The organism is Carboxylicivirga mesophila (genome assembly GCF_018271975.1).
Lineage (GTDB): Bacteria > Bacteroidota > Bacteroidia > Bacteroidales > Marinilabiliaceae > Carboxylicivirga > Carboxylicivirga mesophila.
Window position 1 is genome coordinate 61,662 of the sequence record NZ_JAGUCN010000005.1, and the last position, 24,196, is coordinate 85,857.

At 43.5% G+C, this 24,196-nt stretch carries 13 protein-coding genes; 1 reads left to right on the forward strand and 12 read right to left on the reverse strand.

What is annotated here, in order from left to right; genetic code table 11:
- The first annotated feature begins 151 nt into the window (after positions 1-151).
- Positions 152-3,421, forward strand: a complete 3,270-nt coding sequence (locus tag KEM09_RS06060) for a UvrD-helicase domain-containing protein (protein ID WP_212226760.1) — start codon at positions 152-154, stop codon at positions 3,419-3,421.
- 145 nt (positions 3,422-3,566) lie between these two features.
- On the opposite strand, the gene KEM09_RS06065 is transcribed toward KEM09_RS06060, so the two are convergent.
- The 12 genes from KEM09_RS06065 to KEM09_RS06120 all read right to left on the reverse strand — a co-directional run bounded on the left by KEM09_RS06065 (position 3,567) and on the right by KEM09_RS06120 (position 24,137).
- Positions 3,567-5,144 (reverse strand): glycoside hydrolase family 5 protein, encoded by a 1,578-nt coding sequence (locus KEM09_RS06065; protein WP_212226762.1) that lies wholly within the window; start codon positions 5,142-5,144, stop codon positions 3,567-3,569.
- Positions 5,145-5,486: 342 nt separating this feature from the next.
- Positions 5,487-6,929 carry an arylsulfatase gene (locus tag KEM09_RS06070; protein ID WP_212226763.1) on the reverse strand — a complete coding sequence of 481 codons (1,443 nt, stop codon included), beginning with the start codon at positions 6,927-6,929 and terminating at the stop codon, positions 5,487-5,489.
- Between the two features lie 11 nt (positions 6,930-6,940).
- Positions 6,941-7,714 carry a glycoside hydrolase family 16 protein gene (locus KEM09_RS06075; RefSeq protein WP_212226764.1) on the reverse strand — a complete coding sequence of 258 codons (774 nt, stop codon included), beginning with the start codon at positions 7,712-7,714 and terminating at the stop codon, positions 6,941-6,943.
- 61 nt (positions 7,715-7,775) lie between these two features.
- Positions 7,776-10,085: a family 20 glycosylhydrolase gene (locus tag KEM09_RS06080; protein ID WP_244824869.1), complete on the reverse strand. Its 2,310-nt coding sequence runs from the start codon at positions 10,083-10,085 to the stop codon at positions 7,776-7,778.
- A 119-nt stretch (positions 10,086-10,204) separates the two neighbouring features.
- Positions 10,205-12,001, reverse strand: coding sequence for a right-handed parallel beta-helix repeat-containing protein (locus KEM09_RS06085; RefSeq protein ID WP_212226765.1), 1,797 nt, complete (start codon positions 11,999-12,001; stop codon positions 10,205-10,207).
- Between the two features lie 91 nt (positions 12,002-12,092).
- Positions 12,093-14,390 (reverse strand): glycoside hydrolase family 20 protein, encoded by a 2,298-nt coding sequence (locus tag KEM09_RS06090; RefSeq protein WP_212226766.1) that lies wholly within the window; start codon positions 14,388-14,390, stop codon positions 12,093-12,095.
- Between the two features lie 16 nt (positions 14,391-14,406).
- Positions 14,407-17,085: a glycoside hydrolase family 2 protein gene (locus KEM09_RS06095; RefSeq protein ID WP_212226767.1), complete on the reverse strand. Its 2,679-nt coding sequence runs from the start codon at positions 17,083-17,085 to the stop codon at positions 14,407-14,409.
- A gap of 11 nt (positions 17,086-17,096) precedes the next feature.
- Positions 17,097-18,332: a glycoside hydrolase family 27 protein gene (locus KEM09_RS06100; RefSeq protein WP_212226768.1), complete on the reverse strand. Its 1,236-nt coding sequence runs from the start codon at positions 18,330-18,332 to the stop codon at positions 17,097-17,099.
- Positions 18,333-18,429: 97 nt separating this feature from the next.
- Positions 18,430-20,589: an alpha-L-fucosidase gene (locus KEM09_RS06105; protein ID WP_244824871.1), complete on the reverse strand. Its 2,160-nt coding sequence runs from the start codon at positions 20,587-20,589 to the stop codon at positions 18,430-18,432.
- A gap of 237 nt (positions 20,590-20,826) precedes the next feature.
- Positions 20,827-21,117 carry a hypothetical protein gene (locus KEM09_RS06110; RefSeq protein WP_212226769.1) on the reverse strand — a complete coding sequence of 97 codons (291 nt, stop codon included), beginning with the start codon at positions 21,115-21,117 and terminating at the stop codon, positions 20,827-20,829.
- A 199-nt stretch (positions 21,118-21,316) separates the two neighbouring features.
- Positions 21,317-22,096 (reverse strand): glycoside hydrolase family 16 protein, encoded by a 780-nt coding sequence (locus KEM09_RS06115; RefSeq protein WP_212226771.1) that lies wholly within the window; start codon positions 22,094-22,096, stop codon positions 21,317-21,319.
- Between the two features lie 73 nt (positions 22,097-22,169).
- Positions 22,170-24,137 (reverse strand): RagB/SusD family nutrient uptake outer membrane protein, encoded by a 1,968-nt coding sequence (locus KEM09_RS06120; RefSeq protein WP_212226773.1) that lies wholly within the window; start codon positions 24,135-24,137, stop codon positions 22,170-22,172.
- Positions 24,138-24,196 lie beyond the last annotated feature (59 nt).

The window sequence follows — 24,196 nt, forward strand, 5'->3', positions numbered from 1 at the left end:
GTTCATTGTTTTAGGTTTCGTTAGAAAAGAGCATCCATTATAAAACATTCTCACTGATGTTCTCGCGCAGATAATTCTGCAGCCCCGCACTGAAAAATCTGTGGCTTCGCACAGAAAAATCTGTACTTTTGATAGCAAACAAAAATCGTTCATGTCAGAATTAAAAATATATCGTGCATCTGCGGGCTCCGGTAAAACATTTACCTTGTCCTTTGAGTTTATCAAACTACTGTTTCAAGAGCCACAAAGCTACAAAAGCATACTTGCCGTGACCTTTACCAATAAAGCCACTGCTGAGATGAAAAGCCGTATACTGGATAAACTTTATGCCTTATCGGTCGCCGAGGCCCCCGATTACCTGCCCGAGCTGATGAAACTACTGGATAAACCAGAAGCTTATATTCGAAAAGTAGCCAGGAACCTCTTGATTAATATACTGAACGATTTCTCCAAGTTCTCCATCAATACCATCGACAGCTTCTTTCAGAAGGTGATACGCTCATTTGCCTATGAAGCGAACCTGCCGGCCAACTTCAAAGTGGAGCTCGATTCTGACAGGATACTCGCACAGGCAGTGGATAATTTGCTGCGCGAACTGGAACTCAAAGGTAATGAAGACCTGAAGGAGTGGCTGATTAAGCACACCTTGTCGAAGATAGAAGAAGGTAAAGACTGGAACATTGCCAGTGAGATAAACTCACTTGGCCGCGAGGTGTTTAAAGAGGAGTTTCAGAGCCTGAAGCCAGAGGTTTTACAAAAGTTGCTTGATAAAAAAGCTCTGAACAGCTACCGCCTGCAATTAAAGCAGATGGCGGATGCTTTTGAGGCAAGCATTCAGTCTGCTGCTCAAAAAGGCCTTGATGCGCTTAAATCGCATGGCATCAGCTGGGATATCCTGCAGGGTAAATCGCGCTCACCGCTTAAGAAGCTCGAAAAGCTGGTGAATGTGACTAAAGCGGCGGATTACCTCGAAATCTTAAAGCTGGAAGACTTGGTAAATAATCCGGAGGCAGCTAGTCATAGTAAGAACAGTGAATCGGACAACAGCCTGATTATTGACTGCTATAACAATGGTCTGAACGAATCGCTGCAACAGCTTTGGAATATCCTGGAAGAGGATAAAACCAACTACTTTACGGCCAAAGCCATCCTGTCGAACCTCAACGCACTGGGCATTATTACCGACATAGCCCTGAAGGTGAATGAGCTGGCCCGTAACGAGAACCTGTTTCTGCTGGCCGATGCCAACCGCCTGCTCCACCAGATTATTGATGAAAATGAGGCCCCGTTTATTTACGAGAAAACAGGCACCCGCTTTCAGCATTACATGATTGATGAGTTCCAGGATACCTCGCGCCTGCAGTGGGACAACTTCAGACCGCTGCTGCAGAATAGTGTAAGTGACGGGCATACGGCACTAATTGTGGGTGATGTAAAACAATCGATCTATCGCTGGCGTAATTCGGACTGGAAACTACTGAGCGATCAGGTGAATAAAGACTTTCTATCGCACGGACTGACCAACCTGACGCTCGATACCAACTGGCGTAGTTCGGAGCATGTTATCACCTTTAACAACTGCATTTTTGCCGGAGCTGCACGTATGCTGCAAACCGAATTTATCAATTCGTCCAAAGAGGCCATTGATGAAGCCGATATACCCGATGACCTCCAACAAAAAATTAGCACAGCCTATAGCGACACCGTGCAACAGGTGGCTGCCAAATCAATTGGTTCGGGTGGTTTTATCCATGTTGATTTTCTGGAAGGTAAAAACGCGGAGTTCAGAAGCAATGCCACCAAGGCTGCGGTGTTGCAAATCGAACGCCTGATTGATGAAGGGTACAACTACCGTGATATTTGCATTCTGGTACGCAAAAAAAATGAAGGCACCGAAATAACGGAGGCCTTGCTTTCAGGCAGCTTCTCACCTACCCAACGGAAACATCCGGTGATTTCCAACGAAACACTGCTACTTAGCAGTTCACCGGCTGTTAACCTGGTGGTGCAACAGATTAAGTACATCCAGGAGCCCGATAACGAGGTATTTGAAGCCTTCATCAGGCTATACAGCCATTTTTACAGCACCCGGCAGTCCAATGAAGCAAACTACTGTGATACCACGGTACTCCATGAAAATAAAGAACACTTTGACGAGCTGTCAGCCCAACTACTTGAGCTAAAAGGTCAGCCGCTTTTCGAGATGACCGAGGCACTGGTTCGCCGCCTGCCCGACGAACTGCACCAAAACCAGTTTGTATTTCTGCAGGGTTTATTGGATGCCGTGCGCGATTATGTGACCAACTACTCGGTAAATGTGCATGATTTCATTAACTGGTGGAATGACAAGGGACAAAATACGGCCATCTCTGTGCCCGAGAATCAGGATGCCATTAATGTGATGACCATTCATAAATCAAAGGGACTGGAGTTTAAAGCGGTGGTGGTACCCTACTGCAACTGGGATTTGGATGACAAAGGCCATGGCAGCCTTATCTGGTGTCAACCCCGGAACGCCCCTTTCAATCAACTTGATTTGCTCCCGGTTAACTATTCATCCACATTGCTGCACACCCAGTTTATAGATGAGTACCTGAATGAACGCCTGCATCAGTTTGTAGATAATCTCAACCTGCTGTATGTTGCCTTAACCCGCGCCGAGGAGAGCCTGGTGATAATGGCTGAGCAACCGGCCAAAACAGGCGGCTTGAAAAATGTTTCGCACCTGTTATTCCGCATCATCAGCCAGTTTAATATGCTATCAGAACTTGACGAACAGCCTGTTCAGCAGTTAACCGATGCCTGGGACGACACAGAAAAAAGCTATGAATTTGGCAGTATACCCAAACAAGCTCAGAAAGCCGTGCCGGAACAAACGGTTTCTGTTCCTTTCAAAACCACAGAGCTGGGCAAGCGCATTAAAATACATCCCGAAAGCGTGGCCCTTAGCTCACCTGAACATTTGAAACACCTGAAACATGGTAAAGTCATGCACCGCCTGTTTGAACTTATTATCACCAAAGATGATGTTGAATCAGCTATTACCAAACTTATTCTAAACGGCCAGATTAAAACTTCAGATAGGCATAGTCTTCTGGATTTTGTGACCGATAAAATTAATCAGGACCAGGTCAAAGAGTGGTTCGAATCCGATAAACATATCATCAATGAAGGAACCATTTTGGTACCAAGCGGCACCTATCGCCCCGACAGAGTGATTGTGACAGATACAAAAGTAACCGTAGTGGATTATAAGTTTGGCGAATTAAAGGATGATAAACATGCCATACAGGTGAAACGCTACATGGATTTACTTAGGAAAATGGGCTACAGTAATATAGAAGGCTACCTGTGGTACCTCCGTGAGAAAGATGAAGTGATAAAAGTAGGTGATCAGCCTGTTCAGGGAAGCTTGTTTTAAGCATAGCTATATGGCAATTACAAGCCATTCAGCTATTACATAAAACAACTAATAAGACTATGGCAAAAGCACAAAGCATTATCAAAAACCCACCAATTTAATTGAGAGTAAGAATAGCTTTGTGCGCATTGCCTGTTTATTGACCTTATTTCATCAGGCGTTCATTTAGAGAAATAGAAATGGAACGTTGTTCCTGTTTACCTAGTGGCTGAATGACCAGCCAGCCATGTTCGGTACCCTCCAACTCATTAATATGAGCTTTAAATGGCAGATTCTGTATGGATAAGCGCTTCACATCAGGCACAAACAGCATGGTAGGTGCATCTGTTAATCCATCTTCCTGCCACGTTATGGTAAACAGACCACTTTCTCGCTCAAACCGATAGTTCAATAGCCTTCCGTTTGTGCAAACCGGATAAGGCCGCAATATTGCTTGCTGAAAATAGCCCAGCTTCTCAGTTCCTTCATCATAAGACCAATAAGCCTGACCAAACTGGTATTGTTCGATGAGTGAAATAGCATGCTGGGCAACCGGTATGATATCTTCTGAATGATTGTAATAGGCGCCCCATTCTCCCATCCACACAGGCATATGTAATTCCTTACCCTTCTCTTGAATTCGGCGGTAAATAAAATTGACACGCTCGTTGCTGGCCGCGGCTGCATCTCGTGTATCAGTCACCAAATCATAGCCATGTGGCGCATAAGCCACTTGCGAATCGGGTGTGCCATCCTCCAACACAACCCGCTGAATACTGCTTCTCACCCCCATATTACTAAAGTAACTGTGTTCAAGAAATAAAACAGACCTTTGATCCACCTGCCTGATGGCATTGGCCACTTTTTGATACATGGCCTGCAAATGTGTCGACTCAAATTGCTGATTCACCTCCTGCAATGCATCAATAACAGCCGCATAACTGGCTTCGTCAGTTAATTGTTTTAAGGCTTCGGTCCGCTTTTGTTCATTACCCCAGGTTAATGCCAATTCTTCTTCCGACATCACAACACCATGCTTTTGATACATCATCGTACCATAGGCATTCAATAGTGCTGGCATGGCCAGTTGCGCAGAAGAGCCTGCAAAGGGTTCATTCATGATATCATAGCCAATAACATTTGAATAGTGAGCATACCGCTGGGCAACATGCTGCCAAAGGGCAGCATAATGGTCCTGAATACCTATTCCATCCCTTGCCGGTGAATTATTCCAGAAATGATCGAAAGCTGTTTGAACAGCCTCACTTAAAAGGTAGGCATCACTCCAGATGGCACCTGTGGTATGTGGCTTATCACCTGTGATGGTTGCCCACTCAGGAGCTCCATCGGCATATTTCACGCTAAATAAGTCCTGATGCATATCCAGTACCACAAACAGATCATTTTCGGCCGCCCATGCAATGCGTTTATCCAGTTCCTTCAGGTAGGCTTCGCTATATACACCCGGCTGAGGTTCCAGCCCATCCCAGATAATCCCCAAACGGATACAATTAAACCCCTGCTGTTTTAAGAGCTTGTAGAATTCCGGACCACCTTTATACAGGTAGTTGTCATCTTTGTTTTTATTTACCACATTAATGCCATTCAATATAACCTGACGACCATACTCATCAATAAAGATGTCGCCCTTAACTGTAATTTTTGAAGGCATTGGCAAACCATGCTCATTGGTGCACGACCAAGACAATAAACCAGCCAATAGAACTATTGCAACTTTTTTCATATAATATGTCATTCTGTTATGCATTAAATAAATCCTTTCTCAACCACTTCTATAGCTAAAAAACATAAAGCCAATAATGGCTCAAACATAGCTATTCAGTCATTATTATGAATTGAAATCAAAAGCTTTGGGATAAAATGCACCTATTTGGGATGAATGATACCAGTTGAATTAACTGCAACTGGAAAGCCCTTCTGTCTATAAATTGTTACGCAGAAAGGAAGTGAGAGAAACCGAATAAAATAAAGCCAGGAATTTACCAAAGCATTAGATCATAAAAAAAGAGATGGATACAAAACTGCCATCTCTTTTTCCTTTGCATTAACGCCGCATCTATGATGGTCATTTCAATCTGTTTGGCTCAAACACAAATACCTCTGAGTCGTTTCGTGCCTGAATAAACAGCTGCTCAAAGTGTTTCACTATATGCGGAAACTGGATGGCGATATTGTTTTGTTCGCCCGGATCGCTTTCCAAATCATATAGTTCCAGTGTTGCTTTCTCCGGAGTGAGCACATTGTATTTCACACATTTCCAATTACCCATTCTAATAGCTTGTCTGCCATTCAGCTCGTGAAATTCCCAATAAAGGTACTCATGCTGCTGTTGTGAGTCTTTTCCCAGTAATGTGGGAACCATCGAAATTCCATCAATGTGTTGTGGCATATTCGCCTGAGTTAACTCCGATAAAGTAGGTAGCCAATCCCAAAAAGCCGAGATATGTTCCGTTTGACTTCCCGCCTTAATCATGCCTTGCCAGCTGGCAATTAAAGGCACACGGATTCCTCCTTCGTACAAATCTCTCTTGTAACCTCTATAAGGTCCGTTGCTATTGAAATAATCGGGCTGTGCACCACCTTCCTTATGCGGACCATTATCCGATGTAAAGATGATTAGCGTATTATCGGCAATACCTAGTTCATTGACTTTATTCATAATGTCGCCCACCTGCTCATCCAGTAGATGAACCATGGCTGCAAAAGCTGCATGCGACTCCGGTTGTGAACCATATCCGCCATTGCGATAGGCAGGTCCATCATCTATGCCTTTGTAATTTTGCTCAGGCTCAAACTTGCCGCGATACAAATCCATGTACTCTTCCGGGACCAGCAGCTCAGCGTGCGGAATAATTGTTGGCACGTAACAAAAGAATGGTTCATCATGATGGGCTGCAATAAACTCAATCGTTTTCTCATGAATCAACTGAGGTGCATAGGTACCGGCGGCTTTCCCTTCATTGGCCTTTAAAACCAAACTATCTTGATTGTCACGCAGAAAATAAGGATAATAGTTATGGCCAATACGCTGACAGTTATAGCCAAAGAAGGTATCAAAACCCTGATTATTAGCATCACCTTCTGAGCCCGGATAACCCAGCCCCCATTTACCAAATGCTCCGGTAGCGTATCCTTTTTCCTTTAATAACTCAGCCAATGTCACCACTTCTGCACTCATTGGATATTGCCCCTCTGGCAGCACCTCTTTATTACCCCGAATAAACGTATGCCCGGTGTGTTGTCCGGTCATCAAGGCTGAGCGCGATGGTGCGCACACTGTACTGCCTGAATAATGCTGGGTAAACAACATCCCCTGCTGAGCCAGTTTGTCAATGTTTGGCGTTCGGAATTTAGTTTGTCCGTAACAACTCAAATCACCATAACCCAAATCATCGGCCAAAATAAAGATGATGTTGGGAGATTTCACTTTACCGGCATCTCCGCAAGCTGTCAACAACGCAATCCCGGCATATATCAGTATTATTACTTTGCCTGGTTTTAACTTCATAATTCCCCTTCTTATTTATTTTGAACTGGTTTATATACTCTCACATAGTCAAACAAAACCTGATCCGGAAAATCCGCCTTTCGGTAATCACCTCCCCATCCGGTAAGTTCTGCGCTTAAAATCATGTATTCCTCAATATTTGATACAGCCTCTTGGGTGCGCCAGGTTTCTATGCCATCTACATAAAAGATATATTCGTCTTTGGTCCACTCCACACCAAATGTATGAAATCCCCTATTAATGCCATCCACCTTTACCTTTGTTCCCGCATGCTGATGCTTTTGCTTATAGCCATTCCAGTGCAGGTTATGGTAAACATTGTTGAGTCCTTCAGCAATATGGTATTCAAAAATATCAATTTCGGTTCCATATTGTTGTGGGTTGTCCTTCTCTTCATGTATAGTTGGCGATTGCAACCAGAATGCCACATGCGGCCCCGGTTGCACATTCATCTGCGCCCGGCATTCAAAATAACCATACCTGGTCATAAAAGTATTTTGTGTGCCTATCTGGCCAATGGTATACATACTGTCAACCTGCGCAACCTTAATAACCAGATGCCCTTTGCCATCTACAAAACAATTATCGGTTCTGACATACCCAACGTTTCGCTTATTTCCCGTATCACGGTAGTTCCATTTAAGCGTATCGATAGTTTGTCCATTAAAATCATCACTCCATACCAGCTCATAGTCTTTTAAGATATGCTCAGGTGTCTGAGCTTTTATGGCTACTAACCCAAAGGCAAAAAACGCTAACGTCACTGCTATCTTTAACTTTTTCATATAAATTGTAACAATGCCAGGCCACCAGCCAGTTTTATAGGTGATGGCATGGCAATAATCTTTAATGACTCAAATACTCCCTTAAAGGCAACTTTTCTCCAACTTCATTCATCATCTCCAACTTGAGACCTTCGCCGCCACCACCTTCGAAGAACAGCACTTTAACAGGATATGCACCTTTCTTTAAAGCCAGACTTGCTTTTTTGTAAATCATACCGTGAAAACCATCGTTATCAATGACCAAGCGATCGTTTAAATAAAATTGCGAGCCATCGTCGGAACCCAAGGCAAATTGATACAGGCCATCCTGCTCAATGGATAAGACACCCTCAATGCTTAATCCAAAATTATCATGCGGTGCTTCTGACGGAATCATCACATCAGTAACTACAAGGCTCTTCCCATTGGCCTTATCAACCTCACTGCATTTTTCAAATTTGCCCGTCGCAAGCTTACACGCAAGTCCCTTTTCTGTTCCAGGCTCTGCAATACCTTCAATAAACGACAATTTCTGAGCCGGTATTTCCAACACATCACTTGCCCGGCCTCTTGAATCAATGGCCACAGCCTTAATGGTACATTCCTCGGTAATAGTAATCGCGCCCTGATACAAGGTTGATTGTTCTGTAGGAATGCTACCATCAGTGGTATAATAGAGCTTGGCTCCAATGGCATTGTCAAACAGCTCTAGCTTCGCCTGGTCAATAAACTCAACTTTATCAACAGACGAAGAAGGCATCAGCACCTTATCAAAGTAGTTCACTCCCATCATATCAAATCGTTGAAAATGGCTTTGTAATCGTCTGGCAAAAGCCTCGTAATCACGCTTTGAAAAATCGAGCCAACCCACTTCGGCAATGGCACAAGCCCGTGGATAGGTCATGTACTCTACATAATCGCTCTCGGGCATATACTCGGTCCACACATTACCCTGCACCCCAATTATGTGCTTGGCTTCTTCTGCAGTCAGATCACCAGCCATTGGATCATATGAATACACCTTACTTAAAGGCAGATAACCTCCAATAGCCAAGGGTTCTTTCTGTGGGTTATTCTGATAATAATCGAGGTAGAAATGCGTGTTAGGTGTCATAATCACGTTATGGCCCTGTTTGGCAGCTTCTTCGCCACCTTTGATGCCACGCCACGACATCACTGTGGCATTGGGAGCCAAACCACCTTCCAGAATCTCGTCCCATCCGATGATATCACGACCATTTGCATTCAGGAACTTTTCAATGCGGTGAATAAAATAACTCTGCAGCTCATGGGCATCTTTACAGCCTTCGGCCTGCATGCGTTTTTTACATTTAGGGCACTCATTCCAACGAGCTTTCGGACATTCGTCGCCTCCAATATGAATGTATTTGGATGGAAAAATATCCATCACCTCAACAAGCACATCTTCCAGAAAAGTAAACACCTCTTCGTTACCGGCACAATATACTTCCTTAAACACACCCCATTCCTTCGCCACTTCATATGGACCACCCGTACAACCTAACCCTGGATAAGCAGCAAGAGCCGCCTGGGCATGACCCGGCAATTCAATCTCTGGAATAACTGTAATGAAACGGTCGGCTGCATACTGTACAATTTCACGTGCCTCTTCCTGGGTATAGTAACCACCGTAGCGCTTACCATCGTATTGGCGTTCGCCCACACCCAGATGACCAACCAGTGTCTCATCACGAAAAGCAGCCACCTTGGACAACTTCGGGTATTTCTTAATTTCCAAACGCCATCCTTGATCCTCTGTCAGGTGCCAGTGAAATACATTCATTTTGTGTAAAGCCAGCAGGTCGATGTATTTTTTTATGAAATCCATCGGGAAGAAATGGCGTCCCACATCCAGGTGTAAACCTCGGTATGAAAAATTAGGTGCATCTGTAATTTCTACCGCCGGAACTGTCCAATCAGTATTCTTAACCAGTTCTTTTGATTCAACCTCAGCCGGCATCAATTGACGAATGGTTTGAAAACCATAAAATAGACCAACCGGATTGTTGGATTTCACCAATATGCCATCCTTAGTAACTACCAATTGATAACTTCCTTCAACACCTTCAAGAGTGGCATCTTCTATAAAGCACACTGTATTTTTAACTAGTTCACTGTTTTCAGTTGCTTCAACCTGCAGCTGAAGCCCTGTAGCAGGCTTAATGAAATCGGCAAAGGCTTGTGCAACAAACTGACTGTTTTCGCTGCCTTGATAGCTTACTATTGTTGACTCATTTATTGTAAAGCTTCCTTGTTGTGCCTTTAGTTGTTGTGGATAAGGCACCAGGTTATACTCATTGCTTTTTTGCTCACAACCTGACTCAAGTATTAACATTGCGGACAAAATGAGCATACTCAGTTGTTTCATCATCTTGGATTAATTTTATTAATATAAAGTGATATAATCTCTGCGTTGTTCCGATCCTTTTCCAAATTGCGAAAAGTTAGAAACATCTCGTATAATATTGCTTGTCGAAATATTCCAGAAACCTAAAATTTAAAAAACTCCTTCGAAGGCATTTTCACCTCTTTGGGATTCATATTGATAACTTCCACCTTTTTACCCAAAACATCCCCTTCAATCTCATTTCCCTTAATCGTTACATTCTTGCAAGCATCCAAAGTAATTCCAGCCTGGCGCTTGTGAAATGGCTCAATCTTAATACTGCGAATCAGTGTGTTATTCGTGAATTGGAGCCCATTAACAGATTTGGCATATAAGATGGGATAGTCAAAAGGATGAAACGTATTATTTGTAATGGTGATGTTGCGATGAAAAGGATACTCAGAATCCGGTTCCGGAATCTCTGGCAGAATGCTGATAATGGCTTCACAGAACTGATACATCGACGACATACAAGGATACTCAAAAACATTATTTTGAATGGTTACATCTCTTACTGCACCTGATTCATACCAATAATTGGCATCTCCTGCAATTAGAATGGCCGAACCGCTCGACTGAAACCGGTTGTTCTCTACAACTATCTTACCGGGTGTTGATAGTAAAAGACCCCTTGCCCTGCAACTGCCAAACACACTGTTACGTATTTCCACATCAGGTGTCCAGGTGAGGTTTTCCAGCGCTGCACCGGCTTTTATTTCTTCAGGAATTGGGGCACTCAACTGAACTGTAAACTCCTCCTTGTTAATGACCTCATACGCTTCAATAGTCCCAAAGCCAACGGTGCGCATGCTTTTGTTTTCGATGAAACCCACTTGTTCACCTGTCTGGCTCCAGACCATTCCGGCACTCATATCGTGCATAAAGCGACACTTGATTTTTTGTGGAGAAAGAATCTCGGTGATGCGCACACAGGTCCCATGCACATTAATAGGATCGTCCATCAGTCCGGCCCACTCGCAATTATCGACTGTAATCTGACCCTTGCAGCCCATAAAGTGAAAGCCGTCATCATGACCGCTTAAAAAGCGACCCTTAGCTTTATTGGGAACTACTTTTACATCTTTTAGGGAGATGTTTTCACTGTACTGCGACAAAACACCCAAACCAGCCGTGTGATAAATGCGTACACCTTCAATGGCAATATCCTTACTATTGACCAGAAACATACCGGCATGATCGCGCGTACTATGGCGTAACACCAGCCAATTGCCTACTTTGGGATGACGCTTGAAACCACCCTTTCGGTAAAGCTTCACCAGACCTAGTGATAACTCTTTTGTCTGGTAATTCTGCCATCCATGTCCCAAAGCCTGTGCATCACCTGTATAAGGTTCCACAAAACGGGTATCTGGTTGAAACTCCATCACCTCCCACAAAGCTGACTTCCAGCCTTCTCCTACAAAAAACAACTTATTGTTTTCAATAATGTAGGGCGATTCATTTGTATTAATACGAATGGTGAAACCTTCCGCATCAGAGCTGATTACCTCCCCCTGTGCCGTTAACGGAATATCCCAATCGACGCTGAAGTTTTTCAGGCTCACATACGATGAGCCGTCCACCGTAAACGGCTGCATGCGATCGTGAAAAATGAATTCAGACCCATTGCCTTCAATCGTTACATTCGTCAGACCATCCATTACAATACCTAATCGCTTTGGGTTGATATCATAGGTGTTCGACTCAAAATACTCTTTTTCGATACAATGATGCGGCCAGAAATCGTAACGTCCTTGTGGAAAGTACAGAACCCTATTTTGCTTCCCTTCCATCATCGCCATTGCCTTATTAACAAAAGGCGCAGCATTTTCGCGCGTGTTTGGCAATAAGCCAAGGTCACTTATCATTAACGTATCTTGCGCCACCAAACTCACTGACATTGTCATTAGTAGGTTTATAATGACTATAAACGTTATTCGTAGATTTATTCTATTCATAATCAGTTTTGCATTTAAGAGATAAGCACTAAACTCATTCAACTATTATTTCGTCAACGAATATCCAAGCCGGTTTACCAGCTCCATTATGTCCCGATGGACACACATTGCTAACAGCTTTCACCCGGATAAAGCGGACTTGCGTTTCATAGAAGGATAGTTTGAAATTACGGATAACTTTCTGCTCATCAGACTCAACAAAATTGATTACTTCACCTATTTCCTTGAATTTGCGTCCATTAGTGGATACTTCGAAGACTACTTTCTGTGGCATAAAAATCCAATCACGGTACTTCTGTAAACACCCCAAGGCTATGCTGCTTATTGCTTTAGTCTCTCCCAAATCGATGGTAGCTATCATATCCCGGGCATCGAAACCATGCCAGTACTGCCCAACAGTAGTGGTTCCCCTCACCCCGTCAGTTAAGGAATTAGGGCCATCGGCCAGATAAAAAGGACTCACCTCGTTTGTATAATCAACACCACGGCCAATTGCCTGATGCATCACAAAAGACTGGCTGGCTGGGACGTGACCTTTCACTTGCCCATCAACAACAGATGCTGCTTTCAATTGCACCGAGGCTTTAATCTCCACAGGTTCTGTATAGAGGTGACTATTTGCAGTTGGCACTGAACCGTCGAGCGTATAAACCACCTCACCACCCAGTAACTCAGTTGAAAGTGCAACCATCAGTTTGCCATTCTCCGAAATCGGTTTAATAGCGACAGTAGAGTTACCGGTACAATAATTTTGACCCTTTTGATCATAGGTGCGAAACTGCTTCTGGATACGCTGATTGAAACCGATCCAATCCTTTTTTTCAGCAGGAGTCCACACCACCTCAGCCAAAGCAGCCATGCGCGGCAATACCATGTACTCTAAATGCGATACCGTTGGTATATACTCTGTCCACACATTGGCCTGAGCCCCCAATACATGCGCAGCATTTTCGGCAGACAATTCATCCGGTATGGGTTCGTAGTCATACACTGTCTTCAGCGTATTAAAACCACCAATGGCTAATGGTTCGCCTTCTGGTCCTGCCTGATAATGATCAAAATAGCAGGGTTTTCCGGGAGTCATTACCACATCGTGAGCCATTTTAGCGGCTTCTATGCCACCAGACTCACCCCGCCAACTCATCACAGTGGCTTCCGGAGCCAATCCGCCCTCCAGTATTTCGTCCCAACCTATAAGCTTGCGATTTTTGCTGATCAGAAACTTCTCGATTCGTTTGATAAAGTAACTCTGCAACTCATTCTCATCTTTCAGGTCTTCATCCTGAATACGTTGTTGGCAGCGCTCACATTTTTTCCATGAATTCTTATTGACTTCATCGCCACCAATGTGAATGTATTCTGAAGGAAAGAGATCGACAACTTCAGTCAGGATATTCTCTAAGAAAGTAAATACGGCATCATCACCTGCACAATAGTTCGATGAAATACCGGTATAATCGCCACCTGTCAATGGTAGTTGAGCTTTTTGCGAACACGAATATTCAGGATAGGAAGCTATTGCTGAGGCCACATGACCAGGCATTTCAATCTCGGGCACGATGGTAATATTCCGTTCTGCCGCATAGATTATGATGTCCTTAATTTGGTCCTGGGTATAATATCCTCCATAGGTTGGTGCTTCGCCTGGTTTAGCCTGTGGACGCTCACTCCAGGGCAAATGATTATAATCCACCCGCCAGGCACCTACTTCTGTTAGTTTGGGATATTGCTTAATTTCAATGCGCCAACCTGTGTCATCCACCAGGTGCCAGTGAAATACATTCATCTTATAACTAGCCATTAAATCAATGTATTGCCTGATGACCTCAGGACCAAAGAAATGACGACTCACATCAAGGTGCATACCACGCCATTTAAATCGCGGATAATCATCTATCCGCATGCAGGGAATAACTAAATCGGCATTGGTACGAACCGGAGGCAACAACTGCAAAAGCGATTGCATCCCGTAAATAATACCAGCCTTATCACTGGCTCTTATCTCAATTTGGTTGGACTTTACAGTCAGTTGATAGCCCTCTTTATGAATGTCACTTTCTGAATCTAAAACCAACTGAATCTTTGATTCTACATCCAAGTTATGAGATAGCTCAAAACCAGATATATGGTCAATGGCCTTTGCAAAAAAGACGGCGGCTTGTTCCAGTTCTGACTGCTCAACATTATAACATAACGCTGTCTGTTCTTTAATATTGAAAAATCCGTTTTGTACCTCTACCGAAACCGGTTGTGGTATAATACCAATCTGATGTTGAGAAAAGGCTTCGACAGCCCAAAGCATTATCAACAAACTATATATTAGTAATCGCATGTGACTCAATTTTAGATTATTTCTTCTCCCCAAACGCCTCCTGCTGACGCTCCACTTCTTTCAGTTTCAGAGCATTTAACTCACGCTTCAGGGCTTCTACCTCTTTTAGTAAATCCTGATCCGATTTTGTAGCTTGAGAAGTCGTTGAAGCAGCGTTTCTTGTTTTATCCGCCCATTCGTTGGCGTTGAAAAGTAGCTTATTAGAAGCTCCATCACTTGAGAAAGTCAGTTCGCCCCTAATTGGCGTCTGACTGCCTTCCAATAACACAGAAGCTGTTACTTTAATATCACCTGGCTTAGTGGTTGCCTGAACCAGAACAGGTGCAGTCCCCCAATTGACCGGACGTGGGTTGGCCATGATACTTTCATCGCCCAGCAGTGTACCTTCGCCTTCAATAGTAAACTTGATGAAGTAATTGTTCAGTCGTTTGATGTTGCCGCTCTTATCGGCCACGCCCGCTACCAATGTCACACAGTCAGAACCATCGGCCTGCAGAGCTGTTCCTTCATCGTCGAGCCACAGCACCAGCTTCTCAGGACGCCTGGCCGGTTCAATACGGTGAGTTGCCACCTTTTGTCCATTGATGTAGCCATCGGCCTGCATAAACACCTCTTCTTGTTTGCGTTTGCGCGACAAGGCTTTATCTGCCATAAAATCATATACACCGCTAAATACAACGATCGGATTAAGAATGCCATTCTCTGTTTTTTCTCTTTTGTACACATACTGCTTGCCCTCTTTAAAAACCTGCAGGCGCACTTCATCACAATTGGAATACACCGTTACATCAGACGACGAGAAAGGCGTCATTTCATGGGCAATAAATACCGTTGGCCCTGTTTCGGCCATTATATCTGTCTGAATTGGGGAGCGCTGCGCCTTAAACAGTTCGTAGGAATATTTAGGTTGACGGAAGACATCCATAATGCCACCATAGAAGGGATCAGGATGATAACCGCGCTGGTGGTCGAAAGAATGCCACAACGCACCTCCCGCATGCTGTCGAGTGGTGCGAAATAGTGCATCGTAGCAAGTGTATTGGTAATCGGGTTTGGCATAGTGATTTGCCTGAATCAGCATGGCTTGTTCCCCCCAGCCTTTGTTGACACGACTTGGTGAATTATGCGAATTCCAATCATCCACATTATCACCCCATTCACGCGTAAAATAGGTTTTATTTGGATCGATGTGTTTCAGTGCCCAGTTTTGATCGCCTGTTGATGGATGACCGAACAAGATGTCGAAATGCTCATTTCCTTTGGCCTCGGCATCACAGGCACAATAACAGCCCGGATAAGGGAACTCGCTTTCAACAATAGCACGTGTATTTTTAGCAAAATAATCGGGATACCAGGTCTCATTCAGAATTGGCTCCCACAGCCAGATGCTGGCATGATTGCGATCGCGACGAACCATGTTGCGGATATCGCTGTATACGTGCTGTTCGAAAATAGGCTCGTCGTTCCAAAACTGCCAGCCCGGTGTATTAACAATCACAAACAGGCCTAACTCGTCACAGGCATCCATAAAAGCCGGATCCTGCGGATAATGTGCATTACGAATCACCTTGAGGCCCACATCGCGCAGCTTTTTGGCGTCGCGCCAGTGTAAACTGTTTGGCAAGGCATTACCCAACACTGCAAAATCCTGGTGACGGTTGGCACCAATCAAAGGCTGCGGATAGGGCTTCCCATTCAGCCAAAATCCATCCTCCCCTTTAAATTCAATACTGCGGATGCCAATGCGCCTGCGATAGCCATCCACCACCTGATTGTTTTCATCCTTCACCCTCACCACCAGGTTATACAGGTATGGTGAATCGGGCGACCAAAGGTTTGGTTTATCTACAGTCAGCTTATTTGCTACATGCTGAGCCTTTTGTGCTTTCAACCTGAGGGCAACCTCTGATGTTACAACTACCTCACCCTTATTATTAATCAGCTCATACTCAATAACACCTCTAAAGCTGCATTTCAATTCATTACGCAGATGCGCTTTCACTGTCACTTCGGCCGATATTTCAGATACCTTATCTGAAGCCACCAGTAGACCACCGCCGGCTATCTCATCCTCATAGTTTGGATCTGTGATATAAATATTATTGTGCGCCACCAACCAACAATCGCGATAAATGCCACCGAAATAGGCAAAATCCAGAGTCTCCTGTGGTTTCCCGGGAGGATACAAGGGATCGTTACTGTTATCGGCCAATACGGCAATCACATTATCGCCATCCCAATTGATGTATGGTGTTACATCTGCAATAACAGGCAGAAATCCACCGAAATGCTCTTTTACCAATTGCCCATTGATCCACACTTTCGACTTTCCCATAATGGCTTCGAAATGCAGAAACAATTTCTTGCCTTTAAGCGTGTGATCTGGTTCAAAATGCTTTCGGTACCACACTTCGCCCTGGTAATTGACACACCCGCTTGCCTCGGTTGGTAAATACTCAATGCCATGTGGCAATGCTACCACACCCCAATTGGCATCATCAAAATCAGAGGCTTCGGCTCCTTCCACAGCTCCTTTATAGAAGCGCCAGGCTACATTCATTGAATACACCTCGCGACCGCTATCTTTCAATTGGAAAAAGCCAGCGGTAGAAAATTCTGGCGTGTAATTAGCTAAAGATGCCATCGAAACCAATAGGCCGACAACACCTAAAAGAAATATTCTTAATTTTTTCATAGATTTCCTGATTACTTGTATTGATAGACATTATAAGGTTTGGACTGTCCCTTTATTCGCAGTACCACAACACCATGAGAAGGAACATCAAAGCATAGGTTTTCATCCTGTAAGCTATCGGATGATTGACTGGTCCATAAATCGCGATAGGTATAACCTTTAGATGGAAGGATACCAATGTCCTCCAACTTAAACTCGATGGACTGAAGCGTTTCGCTGCGGTTCAGCAAGGCCACTGCCACCTCTCCGCTCATGGTCGACCCTAAAGGTCTGCCCCACACTTCCAAATCGCCATAATCGATGATCCTGCGGGCCTGATAAGCCAACGGATCCTGGTTTAAGGCAATCACCTCTTGGTTGGTGAGTATATCCAGTGTTTGCTGAGACATAGTGCTTAAATCGTTGCCTGCCATCAATGGCGAGTTCATCATGCACCACATCGAAAAATGCGTTTTATCTTCTTCGTAACTCATGCCACGTCCTACCTGCAACATATCCATATCGTTAAAATGCCCTGGGGAGGCATAGCGCCACAGTTCCGCATTGATATCGATGATGTGTAAAATGGAAGAAAACTTATTGGCAATATCGCCTGAGATACGCCATGAATCAGCAATGGATGTGGCCCATTTGCCCGGAAACTGCCAGCGACAAATATTATAAACTGTACCAGGCTTGATTTCGTTAATCAGATTAGCTATCTCCGTATAGCGAGTCTGCTCATCCAAATCGAGCCATTGACCACCACACCAGTCTACTTTGATAAAGTCATAGCCCCAGTCTTTCAGCATCAGGGTTAAATCCTGACGGTCGTGCCCATAGAGTCCCATGCCGACACCGATTGTATCTTTGTCCCAATAGGATGCGCAGGTGTTGATACCGGCATCGGAATAGATGCCAGCCTTCAGGCCTTTACTGTGAATGTAATCAGCCACAGCTTTCATGCCATTGGGGAAACGCGTTGGGTGCGGAATAATATTGCCTTGCGCATCGCGGCCACCAAAAAAACCATCATCAATATTGATGAAATTGTAACCGGCTTCTTTCAGACCACTTTCAACTAATGCATCAGCCTGAGCTTTAATAATGTCTTCAGAGATATTTACCCGGTACTGGTTCCAACTGGCCCATCCCATCAGTGGTGTTAATGGCTTGGAAACCGGTTCTGAGGTGGACTCACCCTCTTTTTTTTGAGCGCAACCAACCAATAATAAAACACTTACTGCAATCCAAAATAACTTGTTCATGTATCTGATTTATCTTTCAGTAATGAGATGAAACCAACATATAATGGTATCTATAAACCATTTACAGGCTGGTTTCGTCTCTTATCATTTCTGTAGCTTACTTCGTTATCACACCTAGTTCAGCAAGGGAAACCCATGGCTCGTTAAATGCGCCTACTTTGCTTTCCAGCTTAATAAAACGCGCCTGATAGCTTTTATTGAAATGGATATCCTGCTTCACGGGGTTATTTTTGATATTGCTAAACTCGCCACTTGTTTTTACCGCTTGCCAGTTCTTACCATCCTGACTTACGTAAAACACATATTTGAAGATGGTGCCACTCTTATTATGATCGGCACGCGGCGTATAACTAAACCCTTTAATAATTAGCTGTTCACCTAAATCAATTGCGATATAATGCGGATGACTTGGTACATTATCACCCCAAGGGGTGTGCCACATCGTATTGGGATCGCCATCAATCGTGTTTATTGGTTTAAACTGTTCCGTTTGAGCACTCACGCCTACAATCGTCCATTTTTCCGAACAGATATCGAATTGCTGCGTCACCACACTACTCTGCGATCCGAAGTCGTTAATAAAAGCTCTGGCTTTAACCGTTCCGCCATCAGGCAAACTAAATGGTTGAGAATACCTTGCTGATGCAGCCTTTGGCTCTGTTCCGTCAAGCGTATAGGTGATGACCGGATGAGTAGTCTCCGCTTTAATACTTACCAATCCTTCGCGATTTCGCTTAATGACCGGTTCTGATAAAATCTCAGGTGAAGCAAACACACCTATGGCATTTATCAGTGCACCGTCGCGCGCCTGTTCGATGGTTACACGAACTTCATCAGTAGTTATATTCGGGAAACGGAGCAAACGCTTGTAGCCGATGGTTGTTCCTTTTGCCACCTCAGTCCAGGCACCATCAACTTTGGCTTCCACTTTAAACTGTTCCACACGTTGTCCTTTGGCGATGTATTCCTGCAGCATCACCACATTTACTTTCTGAGGCTGCGATAACTTAAAAGTAGCCGCATTCGGCAGGTTATCTATTTGCCAGTAAGTATCGTAATCATTATCAATGGCCCGATTTGCCGATGACGCATCAGAGCACACTGCATTTAAAATCAGATTGTTTTCAAATGTTTCATCCAGGTAAGCCTTAAACTCTTTTAAACGCGCCACATCGTTTTCATGAATCAATCCTCGTGTATCTGGCGGAATATTTAACAGTAGAACCGCATTCATTCCCACTGAGTTAAAGTAGATATCCACCATTTTAGTGAGCGACTTGACCTGATTATCCTCGTGTTCATGATAAAACCATCCGGGCCTGATGGATACATCCACTTCGGCAGGATACCAGAAAAGGTGATTAGCCTTGTCGATCATGGAGCGACTTCCCAGGTCTTTCGAGGTAGCTTTCAACTCCAGCTGTTCATTAATGGTTGCCATTTCCGGACGACCACCTGGCGCATAAGCAGTCACGCTCCATTCTGTTTCGCGTCCATAGCCGGTTTCGGTACCTACCCAACGCACATCTTCACCCATGATGGCAATCACAGCATCGGGTTGTAGGTTTTTAATTGTGCCATAATACGAGGCCCAGTCATACTCTTGCTTTTTGCCGTTAGGTCCTTCTCCGCAGGCACCATCAAACCACACTTCATCCACCTTGCCGTACCATGATAACAACTCGGTGAGCTGCTGATTAAACATTTCGTTATACCTGGGTGAATCACCATAACATTCTGCATTACGATCCCAAGGAGAAAGGTAAACGCCAAACTTAAGGCCGAATTCCTTACAGGCTTCACTCAGTTCCTTTACCACATCTCCTTTACCATCTTTCCAGGGAGCAGATACAACCGAGTGTTGAGTGGTTTTTGTTGGCCACAAACAGAAGCCATCGTGATGCTTGGCTGTAAGAATAACCATCTTCATACCTGCATCACTGAGTGTTTTAGCCCACTGGCGGGCATCCAGCTCCGATGGATTAAAAATTTCAGGTGATTCGTCACCATGCCCCCACTCCATATTAGTAAAGGTATTGACTGTAAAATGGATAAAAGCCGTCATTTCCAGCTTTTGCCAATCAAGCTGTTGTTGCGTAGGCACTACATGAGCTGCCATTTTAACCTTTTCATCCAGGGTGGTATGCTCTTCAAATTGAACCTGCTTTAGAAAAGTCTTATCCTGATTATTAACTGAGCAGGCAATTACCAAATAGCCGCACAGAATACATCCAATTATAGATTTAAGTTTCATCATTATGGTTAACTGATATTAAAAGAGTAAAACTTACTTTTATTTATCTAAGAAAAAACAATTTATTGGCATTTACACGCTATTGGCAACTCCTTTTCCTTGTTTTGTAATTAATTCCACTAATATTTACATAGCTACTATCACACATTTATACGAAAGGTCCTACTTTGTTGTGTAAATATCAACACTGCATAACATGGTTGAGTTATGTTTAAGAAAATCAATTTGAACATGATCTCCTTAAAAGTTAAAGTTGAAGCTTTTTGACGGCATGTTCATACCCACAAAAATTGTAGCAAGTCCATTAATAGCCATGCTAATACCAAGCACAATAATGCATATCCCAACCCACTTTAATACTTTATTCAGTGCTTCAAGGTTCTGTGGTTGAATCAGATTGTCAGGAAGAGGCTTACGGCTTATTAAAGACAAGGTGGATTCATTATGATTCATTATGATTAAACCCAAACAGATTAATAATCCGGATTTTGCAATCGAAATAATAAATGCATTAAGTATAAAAAATTTCATATTTTAATTTTGAAGGATTAGTTACTGTAATTCTTTAGACCTTATCACTCTTATGCCTCTGAGGCTAATCAGTTTATCTCTCAGGTTTAGGTGATGATCATAAAATGAGCATGGCTTTGGATTACTTGACCTGGATTGTTAATGTTAATCTAAACAGGGAACAATTACTTCGGATTCTTGAGTTATCTTGCAATGATACCTATTGATACACCCTGACCCAGTCTACCAACATCTCCTGAGGTACATCATCCGGGTTAATTTCTCCAACCCAATTGCCGCCCAATGCCTGGTTAAGTATGATGTAAAATGGCTTATCGAATGGCCACTTTTCAGAATCATCACCTTTACAACGAGGATAGGTGAATGTGGCTTTATTATTTATAGAGAAGCACAATGAATCAGGATACCACTCACAGGCAAATACATTAAATTCATTTACATTATAGGGTGCCGTAACATAGTAACTCACACTATCCTTGCCACCCTGGTTATCCAAAAATTCACTGTGGATCGTTTGATAGACGTAAGCATCGTTATTTAAATGTTCCATGATATCAATCTCACCACTTTTGGGCCATCCACCATACTCGCTATTTTCGGGCATCATCCAAATGGCCGGCCAAGAGCCTTTGCCATGTTGCAGCTTAGCACACACCTCTATTTTACCATATAGAAAACTAAATTTCCCTTTGGTTTGGATACAACCCGTTTGGTAATTCATTGTCCCATCCGATAAGTTCTCGACAGTTCCATTTACATGCAGGTAACCGTCAGCCACAAAAGCATTCTCAATGCGATCAGAACAATAGCATGCCCAATCCGCCTTATTTTGCCCCGAAAAACTCCAGTTTTGATCACTTGGTGGACCGGCTATGTCAAATTCATCGGACCAAATTAACTCCCAATCATGTTGCACCTCCTTTGGGGCATTGCAACTACAAAAAGCGATAAGTATGGGTAATAAAAAATATAGTTTCATAATTAAGCGGTAAAAGGCCCTGGGCAAACGAGTGCCCAAGACCTTATTTATAATTAAACTATGTTATATCCTATTAATCAATCGGTTCACCATTTGCTTCAATAGGCCAGTTCGGATTCTGATAAATCACCGAATTAGTTGGCTCACCTCCACTTGTCATTAAGAAGTGATCGTATGCAATCGGCGATAAATAGTGCGCCGGGTGCCAGTTATATCCATTATAAACCAGGTTATTATCTTTCACAATCTGGTAAGGGCGCAAATAATCGCTGTTAGCAGGACTTGATACATTAGAGGTTTTTCCTTCTGTTCCTTCAGGTATTAATAATGATTCACCTGAATCTTCGTCAAGATACCAATCTTGCATAACGCCACCCCACAGGTTAAAACCTTCAATCTGATAGTTACTTACCTGATCCAAAGCGCGCCAGCGCTTTAAGTCCATGTAACGCATACCTTCAGCTACGAGCTCACAACGGCGCTCTCTGCGAATATTATAAAGTGTTGCATCAACCAGGTTACCGCCAGAATACGCACCCCAGTCACCCTGAGCTTCTTGTGTCATATCAGTTGCTGCAATGGTCTTATTGAAATCTGTATCAAGGCCAGCTCGTGTTCTTAAGGCCACCCAACAGTTAGTCGCTGTTGCATCTAAAGAACCGTTCAACACATAAGCAGCCTCAATGTAATTCAGGTAAGCCTCTGCCGCCCTGAATACGATTGAACCGGTATAACTACCTGAACCATCGGCTTGTGAATCATCACGATTAACACCTTTTTTGATTGCATAACCCGTTACATACTTCACCTCAGGAATTCCTAAAATATCAGGATAAGGTTCTACATTGGCATCGGTAATCTGCTCACCTGGCGCTTTCATAAATAGTTTCAATCGATCATCGCGCAACTCTTTCACATCGCTGATAGTAGCATCACCTACATAACCCGAACCCGCTGCATAAATTGGTAAGCCATTCTCCATTAGAAAACTCTCTACAAAACCTTTTGTGTATCCAGTATTACCTCCATTGCGCTGCAGATAGTGCTGATTCTGATGATAAACATTTTCCTGAACATTATACGAGCGCCAGAACAATACTTCATCGAAATCAGACATATCGTTGGCCGCAAACATATTATAGTATGGGTTATCAAAGATGGCTACTCCTTCAGAATCACCATTATTAGCTACTAAACTAACCGCATCAATCACTTCTTTTGAAGCCTTCATCGCTTCTCCCAAAAAGTAGTTGATTTCGGCATCAATATCGATGGAGAAACCACTCAGGTAGTCAGCATTAGCTCCCGGCCAACCTGGACCTCCCGGAACACGCGCTGTTCCCTTGTGGTATTTCAACCAGCTTCCTTCATGCAAAGCAACACGTGACTTAAACAGTTGCGCACTTAATTTTGTCAGGCGATTTCTACCTCCATCCGGCTCATTGTTCATCAACATAATTGCCGAATCTAAATCAGAGATAATGAAACGCGCCACTTCGTTGCGAGGTCTTCTCTTTGATGCTTCAGTTAATACTTCCTGCTGATCAGGTAAAGTATTTCGGATAATCGGGAAATCACCTAACGCCTGAACACGATTAAAGTATTCATAGGCGCGAATAAAGTACATCTCACCAATGTAATGTTCTATGTTGGCTGGATTACCAGAGATGCTTCCTGCCTTCCATTTTGGCAATACATCTTCCAGGAAGTAGTTACACTCGCGGATACCTGAAAAACTCCATGAACCACCATTCTGGCCAACACGCCATTCGCCAGGCGAAAAACGTGAACTATAGCCAGAAGTGGCCTGATTATCGGTGTGGTTATCATAGTTAAACGTACCATTTCCCCAACCTGAATGAGTTGGAAAATTGTAATGTGCAATGGCGTATGCCGCCAATTGATCTTCGGCATTCAAATACACCTCTGGTGTTACCTGATCCAAAGGCTCTCGGTCAAGGAAATCATTACAGCTACTAAATGCACCCAAGGCCAATCCCCCAAGTAAGTAGGCGAATAATTTTATAGTATTTTTTTTCATTTTCATAAATCTATTTTGTTATTCTTTTCATTAGTAATACTAGTTTATCTCTGAGTAAA